This window comes from Pseudomonas sp. Colony2, assembly GCF_019382755.1.
Taxonomy (GTDB): domain Bacteria; phylum Pseudomonadota; class Gammaproteobacteria; order Pseudomonadales; family Pseudomonadaceae; genus Aquipseudomonas.
This window is the reverse complement of sequence record NZ_CP080030.1, coordinates 5,288,501-5,305,146: the sequence shown is the minus strand read 5'-3', so window position 1 is coordinate 5,305,146 and position 16,646 is coordinate 5,288,501. Positions and strand designations below refer to the sequence as shown.

Here is a 16,646-nt window from a genome sequence, read left to right as displayed (position 1 = left end):
GTCACCGTTACAGGTGCTGATCCACCGCTTTCGCGAGCAAGCCCGCTCCCACATTGGTTTTGCAGTGTCGGCGAAACCGTGACCGAACTGACAACTCTGGCATAACACTTGCTCTTGCCTTTCCCCAGAACTATGAATCCCAGAATAGTGACGGATTATTGGCATGGCGAAGAGCGACGACGCAGCAAAAGCACCCGCAGGCAAGGGCAAGCTCAAGCTTATCCTGCTGATTGTCCTGGCCTTGTTGCTGGCGATCGGCTTGTCCGTGGGGGCTACCTGGTACTTTATGCACAGTGCCCAGAGCAAACCGGCCGCCACGGCCGAGGTCAACCCCAACGTCAAGCAACCGGCAATCTTCGAGCCGATGCTGCCGGCGTTTGTCGCCAACTTCAATCAGAACGGCCGTCAACGCTACCTGCAGGTGAGCATTACCCTGCTGGCGCGTAACCAGGCAGACCTGGATGCCCTCAAGGTGCACATGCCAGTGATCCGCAACAACCTGGTGATGCTGTTTTCCGCCCAACCCTTCGACACCCTCGCCACCCCGGTGGGCCAGGAAATGCTGCGCCAGAAGGTCACTGCCAGCGTGCAGGAAGTGGCCCAGAAGGAAGTCGGCAAACCGGTGATCGAGCAGGTGCTCTTCACTAATTTCGTATTGCAGTAGGATCACGACATGGCCGTGCAGGACCTGCTGTCCCAGGATGAAATCGATGCGCTGCTCCATGGCGTCGACGATGGTCTGGTACAGACCGAAATGGCTGCCGAGCCCGGCAGCGTCAAAAGCTACGACCTGACCAGCCAGGATCGCATCGTCCGTGGACGCATGCCGACCCTGGAAATGATCAACGAGCGTTTTGCCCGTTACACCCGTATCAGCATGTTCAACATGCTGCGCCGCTCGGCGGACGTGGCGGTGGGCGGCGTGCAGGTGATGAAGTTCGGTGAGTACGTGCACTCGCTGTACGTGCCCACCAGCCTCAACCTGGTGAAGATCAAGCCGCTGCGCGGCACCGCGCTGTTCATCCTCGACGCCAAGCTGGTGTTCAAGCTGGTGGACAACTTCTTCGGCGGCGATGGCCGTCACGCCAAGATCGAAGGCCGTGAATTCACCCCGACCGAGTTGCGGGTGGTGCGCATGGTGCTGGAGCAGGCCTTCATCGACTTGAAGGAAGCCTGGCAGGCGATCATGGAAGTCAATTTCGAGTACATCAACTCGGAAGTGAACCCGGCCATGGCCAACATCGTCGGCCCCAGCGAAGCCATTGTGGTCTCCACCTTCCACATCGAACTCGATGGCGGCGGCGGCGACCTGCACGTGACCATGCCGTACTCGATGATCGAGCCGGTGCGCGAGATGCTCGATGCCGGTTTCCAGTCCGACCTCGACGACCAGGACGAACGCTGGGTGAAAGCCCTGCGCGAAGACCTGCTGGACGTCGACGTACCCCTGAGCGCCACCGTGGCCCGTCGCCAGCTGCGTTTGCGGGATATTTTGCACATGCAGCCGGGGGATGTGATTCCCGTCGACCTGCCGGAAGAACTGATCATGCGCGCCAACGGCGTGCCGTCGTTCAAGGTCAAGCTCGGTTCTCACAAAGGCAACCTGGCGTTGCAAGTGATCGAACCGATCAACCGTCGCTGATCCACCTTAATTTCTGCTCCGCCGAGGACATGTAATGGCTACCGAACACGAAAACACTTCCGCCGAAGACCAGGCCCTGGCTGACGAGTGGGCGGCTGCCCTGGAAGAAACCGGCGATGTCGGCCAGGACGATATCGATGCACTGCTGGCGGCCGATGCGGCCACTGCACCGGTCGGCAACCGCCTTCCCATGGAAGAGTTCGGCAGCGTGCCGAAGAACAATGACCCGGTGACCCTCGACGGTCCGAACCTGGACGTGATCCTCGACATCCCGGTGTCGATCTCCATGGAAGTCGGCAGCACCGAAATCAACATCCGCAACCTGCTGCAGCTCAACCAGGGGTCGGTGATCGAGCTGGACCGCCTGGCCGGCGAGCCGCTGGACGTGCTGGTCAACGGCACGCTGATCGCCCATGGCGAAGTGGTGGTGGTCAACGAGAAGTTCGGCATCCGCCTGACCGACGTGATCAGCCCGAGCGAACGCATCAAGAAGTTGCGTTGATATGAAGCGCTCATTGGTAGGACTGTTATCGACGCTGCCCTTGAGCGTAATGGCAGCAGAACCGGTTGCCCAGGCGGCTGCGCCGGCACTCGGCAGCGGTGTGGGCGGGCAACTCACCCAGTTGGTGCTGGGGTTGTTGCTGGTGGTGGGGCTGATCTTCGTGCTCGCCTGGGTGCTGCGCCGCGTGCAGCGCATCGGCCCGGGCAATGCCCAGGTCATCGAGCTGGTGGGTTCACGCGCCCTTGGCCCGCGGGACAGGCTGGTGCTGGTGCAGGTCGGCGACGAGCAGATCCTGCTGGGCATCACCCCCGGCCGCATCACCCCGTTGCACGTGCTCAAGTCGCCTGTGGAAGTGGCCCAGACCCAAGCGGCCACGCCGGAATTCGCCCAGCGCCTCATGGAGTTGCTGGGCAAGGATCAGAAGGATAAGAAGTAATGCGCGTTTTATTGACGCTCATGCTGTTGCTGGCAGCGCCGCTGGCGTACGCGGCAGACCCGTTGTCGATCCCGGCGATCACCCTGGGCACTAACGCGGCGGGCGCGCAGGAGTATTCGGTCAGCCTGCAGATCCTGCTGATCATGACCGCGCTGAGCTTCATCCCCGCGTTCGTGATGCTGATGACCAGCTTCACCCGCATCATCATCGTGTTCTCGATCCTGCGTCAGGCCCTCGGCCTGCAACAGACGCCGTCGAACCAGATCCTCACCGGCATGGCGCTGTTCCTGACGCTGTTCATCATGGCGCCGGTGTTCGACAAGGTGAACCAGCAAGCCCTGCAACCGTACCTGGCGGAGAAAATGACCGCCCAGGATGCGATCGACAAGGCCCAGGGCCCGATCAAGGATTTCATGCTGTCGCAGACGCGCTCCAGCGACCTCGAGTTGTTTGTGCGGTTGTCCAAGCGTACCGACATCGCCAGCCCCGACATGGCACCGCTGACCATCCTGGTGCCGGCGTTCGTGACCTCGGAGTTGAAGACCGCGTTCCAGATCGGCTTCATGATCTTCATTCCGTTCCTGATCATCGACCTCGTCGTGGCGAGTGTGCTGATGGCCATGGGTATGATGATGCTGTCGCCGCTGATCATTTCGCTGCCGTTCAAGATCATGCTGTTTGTGTTGGTGGACGGGTGGGCGCTGATTATCGGCACCCTGGCCGGCAGTTTCGGTGGGGTGTAGGCCATGACGCCAGAAGTAGCAGTCGACCTGTTTCGCGAAGCCCTGTGGCTGACCACCATGATGGTCGCCGTACTGGTGGTGCCGAGCCTGTTGGTGGGCCTGTTGGTGGCGATGTTCCAGGCCGCGACCCAGATCAACGAACAGACCCTGAGCTTTTTGCCGCGCCTGCTGGTGATGCTGATCACCCTGATCGTCGCCGGCCCGTGGCTGGTGCAAACCTTCATGGAATACATCCTGCAGCTGTACGGCAGTATTCCGCAGTTGATCGGCTGACCCCGTGAATTCGATGCTGGCCTTGACCGACACCCAGATCAGCACCTGGGTGGCCTCGTTCATCCTGCCGTTGTTCCGGGTCACGGCCGTGCTGATGACCATGCCGGTGTTCGGCACCACTCTGGTACCAAGGCGCATCCGCCTGTATTTCGCGGTGGCGATCACCGTGGTGATCGTGCCGGGCTTGCCGCCGATGCCACCGGTGAATGCCCTGGACCTCAGTGCAATGATGCTGATCGCCGAGCAAATCATCATCGGCGCCTTGCTGGGCTTCTCCCTGACGCTGTTCTTCCAGGCCTTCGTCATCGCCGGGCAGATCATCTCGATCCAGATGGGCATGGGCTTCGCGTCCATGGTCGACCCTACCAACGGCGTGTCGGTGGCGGTGATCGGGCAATTCCTGACGATGCTGGTGACCTTGCTGTTCCTGGCCATGAACGGCCACCTGGTGGTGTTCGAGGTGATGACCGAAAGCTTCACCACCTTGCCGGTGGGCAGCGGGTTGGTGGTCAATCATTTCTGGGAGCTGGTGGGGCGCTTGAGCTGGGTGCTCGGTGCATCCCTGCTGCTGGTATTGCCGGCGATCACTGCGCTGCTGGTGGTCAACATCGCCTTTGGCGTGATGACTCGGGCGGCGCCGCAGTTGAACATTTTCTCCATCGGTTTCCCGTTGACCCTGGTGCTGGGCATGGGGATTTTCTGGGTCGGCATGGCTGACATTCTCAATCAGTATCAACCGCTGGCGACCGACGCCTTGCAGTTTTTACGTGACTTGGCGCGGGCGCGGTAAGCCATGGCCGAGAGCGAGAGTGGCCAGGACAAGACAGAAGACCCCACGGAGAAACGTAAAAAGGACTCCCGGGAAAAGGGCGAGATTGCCCGCTCCAAAGAGCTCAACACCCTGGCGATCATGCTCGCCGGTTCCGGCGGCCTGCTGATCTATGGCGGTGGCCTGGCCCTGGACCTGATGGAGTTGATGCGCCTGAATTTCTCCCTGCCCCGCGACGTGCTGCTGAGCCCGGGCGCCATGGGCTTGTACCTGCTGCACTCGGGCAAGATCGCGATCCTCGCGGTGCAGCCGATCCTCATCACCTTGTTGCTGGCGGCCCTGATCGGCCCGATTTCCCTCGGCGGCTGGCTGTTTGCCGCCGGCAGCCTGGCGCCCAAATTCAGCCGGATGAACCCGGCGGCCGGGCTCAAGCGGATGTTTTCCACCAAGGCCCTGGTGGAACTGCTCAAGGCGTTGGCCAAGTTCATCCTGATCCTGTTTGTGGCGTTGACGGTGTTGTCGTCCGACATCGACGATCTGCTGCGCATCGCCCATGAGCCGATCGAGCTGGCGATCATCCACAGTGTGCAAGTGGTGGGCTGGAGCTCGCTGTGGATGGCTTGCGGGCTGATCCTCATTGCTGCGGTGGATGCGCCGATCCAGCTGTGGGAAAGCCACAAGAAACTGCTGATGACCAAGCAGGAAGTGCGCGACGAGCACAAGGACCAGGAAGGCCGGCCCGAGGTCAAGCAGCGGATTCGCCAGCTGCAGCGCGAGATGTCCCAGCGCAAGATGATGGCCTCGGTGCCCGATGCCGATGTGGTCATCACCAACCCGACCCACTACGCCGTGGCGCTCAAGTACGACCCGGAGAAGGGTGGGGCGCCGATGTTGCTGGCCAAGGGCAGTGATTTCACGGCGTTGAAAATCCGCGAGATTGCGGTCGCCAATGACATCCTGCTGCTGGAATCGCCGGAGTTGGCGCGGTCGATCTTCTACTCCACCGACCTGGACCAGGAAATTCCGGCCGGGTTGTATCTGGCGGTGGCTCAGGTGTTGGCGTACGTGTATCAGATCCGCCAGTACCGGGCGGGCAAGGGCAAGCGGCCGGATCCGCTCAAAGACCTGCCGATTCCACCGGATCTGCGTCGGGATTCCTGATTTTGTAGCGTCCCTCCTGGCCTCTTCGCGAGCAAGCCCGCTCCCACATTTGACCGTGTATATCCTGTAGAAACGCGGTCAAATGTGGGAGCGGGCTTGCTCGCGAAGGCGTCCGCCCAAACAACAAAAATCCCCCTGAGCGTTCCCGCAATTGCATCTCGCACCGTGTAAGTCGCGGGCGAGGGCGCTACCTCAATCAGCGTGGCGAGGGAGCTTGCTCCCGCTGGGGTGCGAAGCGCCCCCAATAAAGCTACCGCGGTGATTCAGGCAAAGCGCGCAAGCCGTTCCGGGGCTGCTGCGCAGCCCAGCGGGAGCAAGCTCCCTCGCCACAGGTGATGTGCACGCGGCGGTATGTCGTTGCTGGCCGCCGGAACGATCTGCTTCCTCAAGCAAAAGTTGGAAGGCTTCTTGCAATACCGCCTCCAGGACGCTTCCCGGCGTCAAAAGTTTGCTTCAAGGAAACGAGGAATACCGGTGGATCGCTCTCAAATGCTCAGCACGGCCCGTGGCACCCTGACTGACCTCTCGCGAGGCAATCTGGGTGTGCCGTTGTTGTTGCTGGTGATGCTGGCAATGATGATGTTGCCGATGCCGCCGTTCCTGCTGGATGTGTTCTTCACCTTCAACATTGCGCTGTCGGTCGTCGTGTTGCTGGTGTGCGTATACGCCCTGCGGCCGCTGGATTTCGCGGTATTCCCGACCATCCTGCTGATCGCCACCCTGCTGCGGCTGGCGCTTAACGTGGCTTCCACCCGGGTGGTGATGCTCCACGGCCAGGACGGCCACGCCGCCGCGGGCAAGGTGATCCAGGCCTTCGGCGAGGTGGTGATCGGCGGTAACTACGTGGTCGGTATCGTGGTTTTTGCGATCTTGATGATCATCAACTTTGTGGTCGTGACCAAGGGCGCCGGGCGGATTTCCGAGGTGAGCGCGCGTTTTACCCTCGACGCGATGCCCGGCAAGCAGATGGCGATCGACGCCGACCTCAACGCCGGCCTGATCGACCAGAACCAGGCCAAGGCCCGTCGCCTTGAAGTCGCCCAGGAAGCCGAGTTCTACGGTTCCATGGACGGTGCCAGCAAATTCGTGCGCGGCGACGCCATCGCCGGCCTGTTGATTCTGTTTATCAACCTGATCGGCGGCATGGCGGTCGGCATCTTCCAGCACGGCATGACCTTCGGCGACGCCGGCAAGGTTTACGCCCTGCTGACCATCGGTGACGGTTTAGTGGCGCAATTGCCATCACTGTTGTTATCTACAGCTGCGGCGATCATGGTGACCCGTGCTTCGGGCTCCGAAGACATGGGCAAGCAGATCAGCCGGCAGATGTTTGCCTCGCCCAAGGCGCTGGCGGTGGCGGCAGGCATCATGGCGATCATGGGCATCGTGCCGGGCATGCCCCATGTCTCGTTCCTGAGCATGGCCGCCATGGCCGCCGGCGGTGCCTACCTGTTCTGGAAAAAACAAAACAACATCAAGGTGATTGCCCAGCAGGAAGTGGCGCGCCAGCAGGAGCTGCTGCCATCGCCGGCCCGCGCCCTGGAAACCAAGGAACTGGGCTGGGACGACGTGACCCCGATCGACATGATCGGCCTGGAAGTCGGCTACCGCCTGATTCCCCTGGTGGATCGCAACCAGGGTGGGCAATTGCTGGCGCGGATCAAGGGTGTGCGCAAGAAGTTGTCCCAGGACCTGGGCTTCCTGATGCCCACCGTGCACATTCGCGACAACCTCGACCTGGCCCCGAGCGCCTACCGCCTGACCCTGATGGGGGTGATTCTGGCCGAGGCCGAGATCTACCCGGACCGCGAACTGGCGATCAACCCGGGCCAGGTGTTTGGCAGCCTCAACGGGATTACCGCCAAAGATCCGGCTTTTGGCCTGGAAGCGGTATGGATCGAAATCAGCCAGCGCAGCCAGGCGCAGTCGCTGGGCTACACCGTGGTCGACGCCAGCACTGTGGTCGCCACCCACCTCAACCAGATTCTGTACAAGCACTCCCACGAGCTGATTGGCCACGAAGAAGTCCAGCAACTCTTGCAATTGCTGGCCAAGGCCTCGCCAAAACTCGCCGAAGAGCTGGTACCGGGTGTGCTGTCCACCTCGCAACTGCTCAAGGTGCTGCAAGCGCTGTTGGCCGAGCAGGTGCCGGTGCGGGACATTCGCAGCATTGCCGAAGCTATCGCCAACAATGCCGCCAAGAGTCAAGATACTGCCGCCCTGGTGGCCGCAGTGCGCGTCGGATTGTCGCGTGCAATCGTCCAAAGCATTGTAGGGCTTGACTCCGAGCTGCCTGTTATCACCTTGGAACCAAGGTTGGAACAAATATTGCTCAATAGTATTCAGAAGGCTGGGCAGGGCGCTGATGAGGGCGTGTTGCTGGAGCCAAGCATGGCAGAGAAGCTGCAACGTTCGTTGATCGAGGCCGCGCAGCGCCAGGAAATGGAAGGCCATCCGGTGATCCTGCTGGTGGCTGGCCCCGTCCGGGCGATGTTGTCGCGGTTTGGACGCCTGGCTATACCGAATTTGCACGTATTGGCTTACCAGGAAATTCCTGACAATAAGCAAGTGACTATCGTCGCGACAGTAGGGCCCAACGGCTGAGGTAGTGGGATATGCAAGTGAAGCGTTTTTTCGCCGCCGATATGCGTCAGGCCATGAAACTGGTACGTGATGAGTTGGGCGCCGACGCTGCGATTATCGGTAACCGTCGTATTGCCGGCGGTGTGGAGCTGACGGCTGCCCTGGATTACAAACCCTCGGCCCTGGCGCCGCGCGTGCCGAACATGGAACTGGAAGACGAGCTGCGCAAGACCGCTTCGCGCATTGTCTCGGCCCAGGCTGAACTGAGCATGCGTGGCGACAGCGACGCCTCGACCAATCGCCAGCTGTTTGCCGGGCTGCCGTTGACCGCGTCCGAGCCGCTGGTAGAGCCGACTTTTGTTGAACCACCGCGTCCTGCTGCGCCAGCCCCGGCGCCGGCGGTAGACCAGCGGGTGTTCGACTCGATGCGCTTCGAACTCAACGGCCTGCGTGAACTGCTGGAAGTGCAGCTGGGTTCGCTGGCCTGGAACCAGTTGCAGGGCAGCCAGCCACAACAGGCCAACCTGTGGCGTCGCCTGCAACGCATTGGCCTGTCCGGCCCGTTGTCCCGCGACCTGCTGCAACTGACCACGCAAATTGAAGAGCCTCGCCAGGCCTGGCGCATGCTCCTGGCCCACCTGGCGCGGATGATCGTCACCCCGGAAATCGAACCCCTGGAAGAAGGCGGTGTGATTGCCATGGTCGGCCCGGCCGGCATGGGCAAGACCACCACCCTGGCCAAGCTGGCCGCACGTTACGTGCTCAAGTACGGCGCCCAGAACATCGCGCTGGTGAGCATGGACAGCTACCGCATCGGCGCCCAGGAACAACTCAAGACCCTGGGCCGCATCCTCAATGTGCCGGTGACCCACGTCGACCCGGGCCAGTCCCTGGCCAACGCCCTCGACCCATTGCTGCGCAAGCGCGTGGTGCTGATCGACACCGCCGGCCTGCAAGCCAGCGACCCGGCCCTGCGCATGCAGCTGGAAAGCCTGGCCGGGCGCGGGATCAAATCCAGAAACTATTTGGTGCTTGCCACTACCAGCCAGAAGCAGGTATTGACCGCCGCCTACCACAGCTACAAGCGCTGCGGGCTGGCGGGTTGCATCCTGACTAAACTGGATGAGACGGCAAGCCTGGGCGAAGTATTGAGCCTGGCAATCAGTCATGAATTACCGGTCGCCTACCTGACCGACGGGCCGCGGATCCCGGATGATCTGCATCTGCCGCGCCGTCATCAGTTGGTCAGCCGGGCTGTCAGCGTGCAAATGCAGGAAGAACCCAGTGAGGAAGCGATGGCTGACATGTTTGCTGACCTCTACCACAGCCCGAACAAGCGAGTTGGCTGAGGCATCATGGCTTTCTATTTAAAAATGACAGTGAAAAGTATCTACATCGATGGCCTGCCAGCAGTTCGCGCGGCCAACTTATGTAGCCTGCGTCTAAGCAAGACAAGGTAAAGAAATAAAATGGGCAGCATGCATCCCGTACAGGTGATCGCGGTGACCGGCGGCAAAGGTGGCGTCGGGAAAACTAACGTGTCAGTGAATTTGTCCCTGGCCCTGGCAGAGCTTGGCCGTCGCGTCATGCTGCTGGATGCTGACCTGGGGCTGGCGAACGTCGACGTTCTGCTGGGACTGACGCCCAAACATACCCTGGCCGATGTCATCGAAGGCCGCTGTGAGCTGCGCGACGTACTGTTGCAAGGCCCCGGCGGGATTCGCATCGTGCCGGCGGCTTCCGGCACCCAGAGCATGGTGCACCTGAGTCCGGCGCAACATGCCGGCCTGATTCAGGCGTTCAGCGACATTGGCGACAACCTCGACGTACTGGTGATCGACACCGCCGCCGGGATCGGCGAGTCGGTGGTCAGTTTCGTGCGCGCAGCCCAGGAAGTGTTGCTGGTGGTGTGCGACGAACCCACCTCGATCACCGACGCCTACGCCCTGATCAAACTGCTCAACCGCGACTACGGCATGAACCGCTTCCGCGTGCTGGCCAACATGGCCCAAAGCCCGCAGGAAGGGCGGAATCTGTTCGCCAAGTTGACCAAGGTCACGGATCGCTTCCTCGATGTCGCCTTACAATACGTTGGCGCAGTTCCTTACGACGAGTGTGTGCGCAAGGCCGTGCAAAAGCAGCGTGCGGTCTATGAAGCGTTCCCTCGTTCGAAGTGCGCATTGGCGTTCAAGGCTATTGCCCAGAAGGTCGATACCTGGCCGTTGCCCGCCAATCCCCGGGGGCATCTGGAGTTTTTCGTCGAGCGATTGGTGCATCAGACGAGCGCAGGACCGGTGCTATGACAGCCAGCGGCTACAACCTTTACAAGAAGTCGGCACGTGACAGTCAAGTCGAATTGATCGAGCGCTATGCGCCCCTGGTCAAGCGCATTGCCTATCACCTGCTGGCGCGCTTGCCTGCCAGCGTGCAGGTCGAGGACTTGATCCAGGCCGGGATGATCGGCCTGCTTGAAGTGTCGACCAAGTACGACGCGAGCAAGGGCGCGAGTTTCGAGACATACGCGGGTATCCGTATCCGTGGGGCCATGCTCGATGAAGTGCGTAAAGGTGATTGGGCGCCGCGATCAGTGCACCGCAATACGCGGATGGTGAGTGACGCAATTCGCTCAATTGAAGCAAAAACCGGTCGCGACGCTAAAGATCATGAAGTTGCGGCCGAACTCCAATTGAGTCTCGACGATTACTACGGGATTTTGAACGATACCTTGGGCAGCCGGCTGTTCAGTTTCGACGACCTTTTACAGGACGGCGAACATGAAGGGCTGCACGAGGACGGCGCGAGTGCCCATCTCGAACCGTCACGGGACCTGGAAGATGAACGCTTCCAGAGCGCGCTGGCGGACGCGATAGCCAATTTGCCGGAGCGTGAGCGACTGGTGTTGGCGCTGTACTACGACGAAGAGCTGAACCTCAAGGAAATCGGTGAGGTCCTGGGAGTCAGCGAATCGCGGGTCAGCCAGTTACACAGCCAGTGCGCGGCCCGCTTGCGGGGGCGTTTGGGAGAGTGGCGAGCGCGCTGACAGGCAGTGTGGGGACACTGCGAACGATACCGTCCAGGCCCTGCGCCCGGACGGGCTTGGCCCGTGGTGCGCCCCCGGTAGTCCTTTTTGTGTAACGCCTGTTGATTGATATGGCGCGCCCAGGTGCTGGGCGCGTTTAAGACTGCTTGGAGGTCGAATTGGACAAGAACATGAAAATCCTCATCGTTGATGACTTCTCAACGATGCGGCGGATCATAAAAAACCTGTTGCGTGACCTTGGGTTCACTAACACGGTCGAGGCGGATGACGGTATTACGGCGATTCCGATCCTCAACAGCGGGAGCATCGACTTTCTGGTAACGGACTGGAACATGCCGGGCATGACCGGTATCGATCTGCTGCGCCACGTGCGCGCTGATGAAAAACTGCGCAGCCTGCCTGTGCTGATGGTGACCGCTGAAGCCAAGCGTGAACAGATCATCGAAGCCGCCCAGGCCGGGGTCAACGGCTACGTGGTCAAGCCATTCACTGCACTGGCCTTGAAAGAGAAGATCGAAAAGATCTTCGAACGCATCGGTCATTGATGCTGCCACGGGGGAGCTATGGAGCATAAAGAATCATCGCAGGCCGACTTTGAGTCGACCCTGAAAAAACATGCTCATCAACTCGTCGAAAGCCTTGAAAGAGGCCAGTTCGGCGACGCGGTGCAGTTGATCCATGAGCTCAACCAGACCCGTGACCGCGGCCTGTACCAGGAAGTGGGCAAGCTCACCCGTGAGTTGCACAGTGCGATAGTCAATTTTCAGATTGACCCGCACATGCCCCAGGCTGAGGAAATCTCGCAGATCACGGATGCCACCGAACGCCTGTCCTACGTGGTCAGGCTGACTGAGGCGGCGGCCAACCGCACCATGGACCTGGTGGAAAACGCCACGCCTCTGGTCAACGGTATGGCCAGTGAAGCCAAGGCCCTGAGCACTGACTGGGGCCGGTTCATGCGTCGGGAAGTGGGCGCTGAGGAGTTTCGTGAGCTGGCGCGTCGGGTCGAGGGCTTTTTGTCCCGCAGCGAGCAGGAAAACCGCACGGTTTCCAGCAACCTCAATGACATTCTGCTGGCCCAGGATTACCAGGACCTCACCGGTCAGGTGATCAAGCGTGTGACCCAACTGGTCACCGAAGTGGAAAGCAACCTGCTCAAACTGGTGTTGATGGCGGGCCAGGTCGACCGGTTTGCCGGCATCGAACATGACCGCGCAGCGATCCTTTCTGAAAAAGATCCACAAAAACACCTCGCCAAGGGTGAAGGTCCGCAGATTCATGCCGATAAACGTGAAGACGTTGTATCCGGGCAAGACGACGTAGACGATTTGCTGTCCAGTTTAGGCTTCTAAGGAGCACACCCATGAGCTTCGGCGCCGATGAAGAAATCCTTCAGGATTTCCTTGTAGAGGCCGGCGAAATTTTAGAGCAACTGTCCGAACAACTGGTCGAGCTGGAAAGCCGACCGGATGATGCGAACCTGCTCAATGCAATTTTTCGCGGTTTTCATACTGTAAAAGGGGGCGCCGGCTTCCTCCAGCTCCACGAGCTGGTGGAGTGCTGTCACATCGCCGAGAACGTGTTCGACATCCTGCGCAAGGGTGAGCGGCACGTCGACTCGGAACTGATGGACGTGATCCTGGAAGCACTGGACGCGGTCAACGGCATGTTCAGTGAAGTGCGCGAGCGCGCACCGATCACTGCCGCCACGCCGGAACTGCTGGCCGCCCTGGCGCGCCTGGCGGAACCTGCGGCCAACGCTCCCGTGGTGGAAGCGGTGGCTGAGCCGGTTGCCGAGCCTGCGGGCGACGTGACCGACAGCGAATTTGAACAACTGCTGGACTCGCTGAACGCCGTCAAGGCCGAAGCCGAAGCGCCGGCAGCCAGTGCGCCGGCCATGGTGCCGACCACCGAAGACATTACCGACGCCGAGTTCGAGTCGTTGCTCGACCAGTTGCACGGCAAGGGCCAGTTTGCCCCGGACGCGGTGGCCGCAGCGCCAGCGCCAACGGAAGCCGCGGCGCCCGTCAGCAATGAAATCACCGACGACGAATTTGAAGCGCTGCTGGACCAGTTGCACGGCAAAGGCTCGTTTGCCGCCGAGGCTCTGCCGGAAGTCGCCGCAACGGCCGCCGCGCCTGCGGCACCCGCTGCTGCGCCGGCCGCCGATGGACTGATCTCCGATCACGAATTCGAAGCCCTGCTGGATGAACTGCACGGCAAGGGCAAGTTCACCGAAGTGGTCGGCGCTGCTGCACCGGCTGCTGCCGCAGCTGTCGCAACACCGGCTCCTGCCGCCAAGGCTGCCGCGCCTGTCGCAGCGAAAGCGGCTCCGGCTCCGGCTCCAGCAGCGGCCCGGGCTGCCACGGCTGCCCCGGCCCCGGACAAGCAACCGGCCAGTGAAGCCGAAACCACCGTGCGGGTTGATACCGCGCGCCTGGACGACATCATGAACATGGTCGGCGAACTGGTGCTGGTGCGTAACCGCCTGGTGCGCCTGGGCCTGAACAGTGGCGACGAGGCCATGCAAAAGGCCGTGTCGAACCTCGACGTGGTCACCGCAGACCTGCAGACCGCCGTCATGAAGACCCGGATGCAGCCGATCAAGAAAGTCTTCGGCCGTTTCCCGCGCCTGGTTCGCGACCTGGCACGCCAGCTCAAGAAAGAGATCAACCTGGAACTGGTGGGTGAAGAAACCGACCTCGACAAAAACCTTGTCGAGGCCCTGGCCGACCCGCTGGTCCACTTGGTGCGCAACGCGGTCGACCACGGTGTCGAGACGCCGGAAGAGCGCGAAGCCTCGGGCAAGAACCGCCAGGGCAAAGTGATCCTGGCGGCCGAACAGGAAGGCGACCATATCCTGCTGTCGATCACTGATGACGGCAAAGGCATGGACCCCACGGTACTGCGCAACATTGCAGTCAAGCGTGGGGTGATGGACAAGGACGCCGCCGACCGCCTCACCGACACCGAGTGCTACAACCTGATCTTCGCCCCGGGCTTCTCCACCAAGACCGAGATTTCCGACGTGTCGGGCCGTGGCGTGGGCATGGACGTGGTGAAGACCAAGATCAGCCAGCTCAACGGCTCGATCAACATCTACTCGACCAAGGGCCAGGGCTCGAAGATCGTCATCAAGGTGCCGTTGACCCTGGCGATCATGCCGACCCTGATGGTGATGCTGGGCAACCAGGCGTTCGCCTTCCCGCTGGTCAACGTCAACGAAATCTTCCACCTCGACCTGTCGCGCACCAACGTGGTGGACGGCCAGGAAGTGGTGATCGTGCGCGACAAGGCGTTGCCGCTGTTCTACCTCAAGCGCTGGCTGGTGGCTTCGGCCAAGCATGAAGAGCAGCGCGAAGGCCATGTGGTGATTCTTTCCGTGGGCACCCAGCGTATCGGCTTCGTGGTCGATCAACTGGTGGGCCAGGAGGAAGTGGTCATCAAGCCTTTGGGCAAAATGCTGCAGGGAACCCCGGGCATGTCGGGTGCGACCATTACCGGTGACGGTCGGATCGCGCTGATTCTGGATGTTCCGAGCATGCTCAAGCGTTACGCCGCACGGCGTATTTGATTCGGCCCGGGCAGGGCGGTTGTCCCTCGCCCGGCCTAACGGAGTGTTTATGGTAGTCAAGGTCCTGGTGGTGGACGATTCGGGTTTCTTCCGCCGCCGCGTCTCGGAAATTCTTTCATCGGATTCCAATATCCAGGTGGTCGGCACGGCCACCAACGGCAAAGAGGCGATCGATCAGGCCCTGGCCCTCAAGCCGGACGTGATCACCATGGACTACGAGATGCCGATGATGGACGGCATCACGGCGGTGCGGCACATCATGCAGCGCTGCCCGACACCGGTGTTGATGTTCTCCTCGCTGACCCACGAAGGCGCCCGGGTCACCCTGGATGCGCTGGATGCCGGCGCGGTGGACTTCCTGCCGAAGAATTTCGAAGACATCTCGCGCAACCCCGAGAAGGTCAAGCAGATGCTCTGCGAGAAGGTGCACAGCATCTCCCGCAGTAACCGTCGCAGCCTGTTCAGTGCGCCGGCACCAGCACCCGTTACGCCACCACCGGCCGCCCCGAGCACCTTTGGTCGCCCGGCGCCGGCACCGATTGCGCGCCCGGCCGCCGCCCCGGTGCGTACGGCTGCGCCCGCCGCGCATTCACCTGCGCCCAAGCGCAAGGCCTACAAGCTGGTGGCTATCGGTACGTCCACGGGAGGCCCGGTGGCCTTGCAACGGGTGTTGACCCAATTGCCGGCCAACTTCCCGGCGCCGATCGTGTTGATCCAGCACATGCCGGCCGCGTTCACCAAGGCGTTCGCCGAGCGCCTGGACAAGCTGTGCCGCATCAGCGTCAAGGAAGCCGAGGATGGCGACATCCTGCGTCCGGGTCTGGCGCTGCTGGCCCCCGGTGGCAAGCAAATGATGGTCGATGGCCGTGGTGCGATCAAAATTCTGCCGGGTGACGAACGCCTGAACTACAAGCCGTGTGTGGATATCACCTTCGGGTCTGCGGCCAAATCCTACGGCGACAAAGTTTTGGCGGTGGTGTTGACCGGCATGGGCGCCGACGGCCGTGAAGGCGCGCGCCTGCTCAAGCAGGGCGGCAGCGCAATCTGGGCCCAGGATGAAGCCAGCTGCGTGATCTATGGCATGCCCATGGCCATCGTCAAGGCCGACCTGGCCGACGCCGTCTACAGCCTGGACGACATCGGCAAGCACCTGGTGGAGGCTTGCCTCTGATGGATGTATTGAGCCTGATTGGCATCATCATGGCGTTTGTCGCGATTATCGGCGGCAACTACCTTGAAGGCGGCCACCTGGGCGCCCTGGCCAACGGCCCGGCGGCGTTGATCGTGATCGGCGGCACCGTGGGCGCGGCGTTGTTGCAGTCGCCCATGAGTTCGTTCAAGCGCGCGATGCAGATCCTCATCTGGATTATCTTCCCGCCGCGTGTCGACTTGCCGGGCGGCATCGACCGCGTGGTCAACTGGAGCCTCACGGCGCGCAAGGAAGGCCTGCTCGGGCTGGAAGGCGTGGCCGATGCCGAGCCCGACAGCTACGCCCGCAAAGGCCTGCAACTGCTGGTGGACGGCGCCGAGCCGGAAGCGATTCGCAGCATCCTCGAAGTGGACTTCTACACCCAGGAAAGCCGCGACATCAACGCTGCCAAAGTCTTTGAAAGCATGGGCGGCTACGCGCCGACCATCGGCATCATCGGTGCGGTGATGGGCTTGATCCACGTGATGGGCAACCTGGCCGATCCGTCGCAACTGGGCAGCGGGATTGCCGTGGCGTTCGTCGCCACCATCTACGGCGTGGCCAGTGCCAACCTGGTGTTGTTGCCGGTGGCCAGCAAGCTCAAGTCGATCGCCCTGCGCCAGTCGCGTTATCGCGAGATGTTGCTCGAAGGCATCCTCTCGATTGCCGAGGGTGAAAACCCGCGCTCCATCGAATTGAAGCTCCAGGGCTTCATGGATTGATGGGAGGTATTT

General features: G+C 61.4%; 17 protein-coding genes. All 17 read left to right on the top strand.

Annotation, left to right across the window (positions count from 1 at the left end; all coding sequences use genetic code 11):
- Window positions 1-163: 163 nt before the first annotated feature.
- The 17 genes from fliL (at window position 164) to JV201_RS21110 (ending at window position 16,634) form a co-directional block, all read left to right on the top strand.
- Window positions 164-664 carry a flagellar basal body-associated protein FliL gene (gene fliL / locus JV201_RS21190; protein WP_003214560.1) on the top strand — a complete coding sequence of 167 codons (501 nt, stop codon included), beginning with the start codon at window positions 164-166 and terminating at the stop codon, window positions 662-664.
- A gap of 9 nt (window positions 665-673) precedes the next feature.
- A complete protein-coding gene (fliM, locus tag JV201_RS21185) occupies window positions 674-1,642 on the top strand; it encodes a flagellar motor switch protein FliM (RefSeq protein WP_003214559.1) in 969 nt (322 codons plus the stop codon).
- Window positions 1,643-1,676: 34 nt separating this feature from the next.
- Window positions 1,677-2,144 (top strand): flagellar motor switch protein FliN, encoded by a 468-nt coding sequence (gene fliN, locus JV201_RS21180; RefSeq protein ID WP_003214557.1) that lies wholly within the window; start codon window positions 1,677-1,679, stop codon window positions 2,142-2,144.
- A gap of 1 nt (window position 2,145) precedes the next feature.
- Window positions 2,146-2,580, top strand: coding sequence for a flagellar biosynthetic protein FliO (gene fliO / locus JV201_RS21175; RefSeq protein WP_023659254.1), 435 nt, complete (start codon window positions 2,146-2,148; stop codon window positions 2,578-2,580).
- On the top strand, window positions 2,580-3,323 hold the full coding sequence (gene fliP, locus JV201_RS21170) for a flagellar type III secretion system pore protein FliP (RefSeq protein ID WP_003214554.1): 744 nt from the start codon (window positions 2,580-2,582) through the stop codon (window positions 3,321-3,323). Before fliO ends, fliP begins: the two co-directional genes overlap by 1 nt.
- 3 nt (window positions 3,324-3,326) lie before the next feature.
- Window positions 3,327-3,596 carry a flagellar biosynthesis protein FliQ gene (fliQ, locus tag JV201_RS21165; RefSeq protein ID WP_003214552.1) on the top strand — a complete coding sequence of 90 codons (270 nt, stop codon included), beginning with the start codon at window positions 3,327-3,329 and terminating at the stop codon, window positions 3,594-3,596.
- Between the two features lie 13 nt (window positions 3,597-3,609).
- Window positions 3,610-4,386, top strand: coding sequence for a flagellar biosynthetic protein FliR (gene fliR, locus JV201_RS21160; protein WP_003214551.1), 777 nt, complete (start codon window positions 3,610-3,612; stop codon window positions 4,384-4,386).
- A 3-nt stretch (window positions 4,387-4,389) separates the two neighbouring features.
- The gene (gene flhB, locus JV201_RS21155) at window positions 4,390-5,526 is read left to right on the top strand and encodes a flagellar biosynthesis protein FlhB (protein WP_087694331.1); all 1,137 of its coding nucleotides are present in this window, start codon (window positions 4,390-4,392) and stop codon (window positions 5,524-5,526) included.
- Window positions 5,527-6,015: 489 nt separating this feature from the next.
- Window positions 6,016-8,130 carry a flagellar biosynthesis protein FlhA gene (flhA, locus tag JV201_RS21150; RefSeq protein ID WP_023659255.1) on the top strand — a complete coding sequence of 705 codons (2,115 nt, stop codon included), beginning with the start codon at window positions 6,016-6,018 and terminating at the stop codon, window positions 8,128-8,130.
- Window positions 8,131-8,141: 11 nt separating this feature from the next.
- Entirely contained in the window at window positions 8,142-9,458 is a 1,317-nt protein-coding gene (gene flhF, locus JV201_RS21145) for a flagellar biosynthesis protein FlhF (protein WP_003214543.1), read from the top strand.
- Between the two features lie 120 nt (window positions 9,459-9,578).
- Window positions 9,579-10,412 carry a flagellar synthesis regulator FleN gene (gene fleN / locus JV201_RS21140; RefSeq protein ID WP_003192912.1) on the top strand — a complete coding sequence of 278 codons (834 nt, stop codon included), beginning with the start codon at window positions 9,579-9,581 and terminating at the stop codon, window positions 10,410-10,412.
- Window positions 10,409-11,149 (top strand): RNA polymerase sigma factor FliA, encoded by a 741-nt coding sequence (fliA, locus tag JV201_RS21135; protein ID WP_008434817.1) that lies wholly within the window; start codon window positions 10,409-10,411, stop codon window positions 11,147-11,149. Before fleN ends, fliA begins: the two co-directional genes overlap by 4 nt.
- 170 nt (window positions 11,150-11,319) lie before the next feature.
- Window positions 11,320-11,694 carry a chemotaxis response regulator CheY gene (locus JV201_RS21130; RefSeq protein WP_005790040.1) on the top strand — a complete coding sequence of 125 codons (375 nt, stop codon included), beginning with the start codon at window positions 11,320-11,322 and terminating at the stop codon, window positions 11,692-11,694.
- An 18-nt stretch (window positions 11,695-11,712) separates the two neighbouring features.
- The gene (locus JV201_RS21125) at window positions 11,713-12,501 is read left to right on the top strand and encodes a protein phosphatase CheZ (RefSeq protein WP_003214538.1); all 789 of its coding nucleotides are present in this window, start codon (window positions 11,713-11,715) and stop codon (window positions 12,499-12,501) included.
- 11 nt (window positions 12,502-12,512) lie between these two features.
- A complete protein-coding gene (locus JV201_RS21120) occupies window positions 12,513-14,723 on the top strand; it encodes a chemotaxis protein CheA (RefSeq protein ID WP_219406011.1) in 2,211 nt (736 codons plus the stop codon).
- Window positions 14,724-14,772: 49 nt separating this feature from the next.
- Window positions 14,773-15,894 (top strand): chemotaxis response regulator protein-glutamate methylesterase, encoded by a 1,122-nt coding sequence (locus tag JV201_RS21115; protein WP_219406010.1) that lies wholly within the window; start codon window positions 14,773-14,775, stop codon window positions 15,892-15,894.
- Window positions 15,894-16,634: a flagellar motor protein gene (locus JV201_RS21110; RefSeq protein ID WP_003210645.1), complete on the top strand. Its 741-nt coding sequence runs from the start codon at window positions 15,894-15,896 to the stop codon at window positions 16,632-16,634. The genes JV201_RS21115 and JV201_RS21110 overlap by 1 nt, the downstream gene beginning before the upstream one ends.
- Window positions 16,635-16,646: the final 12 nt, after the last annotated feature.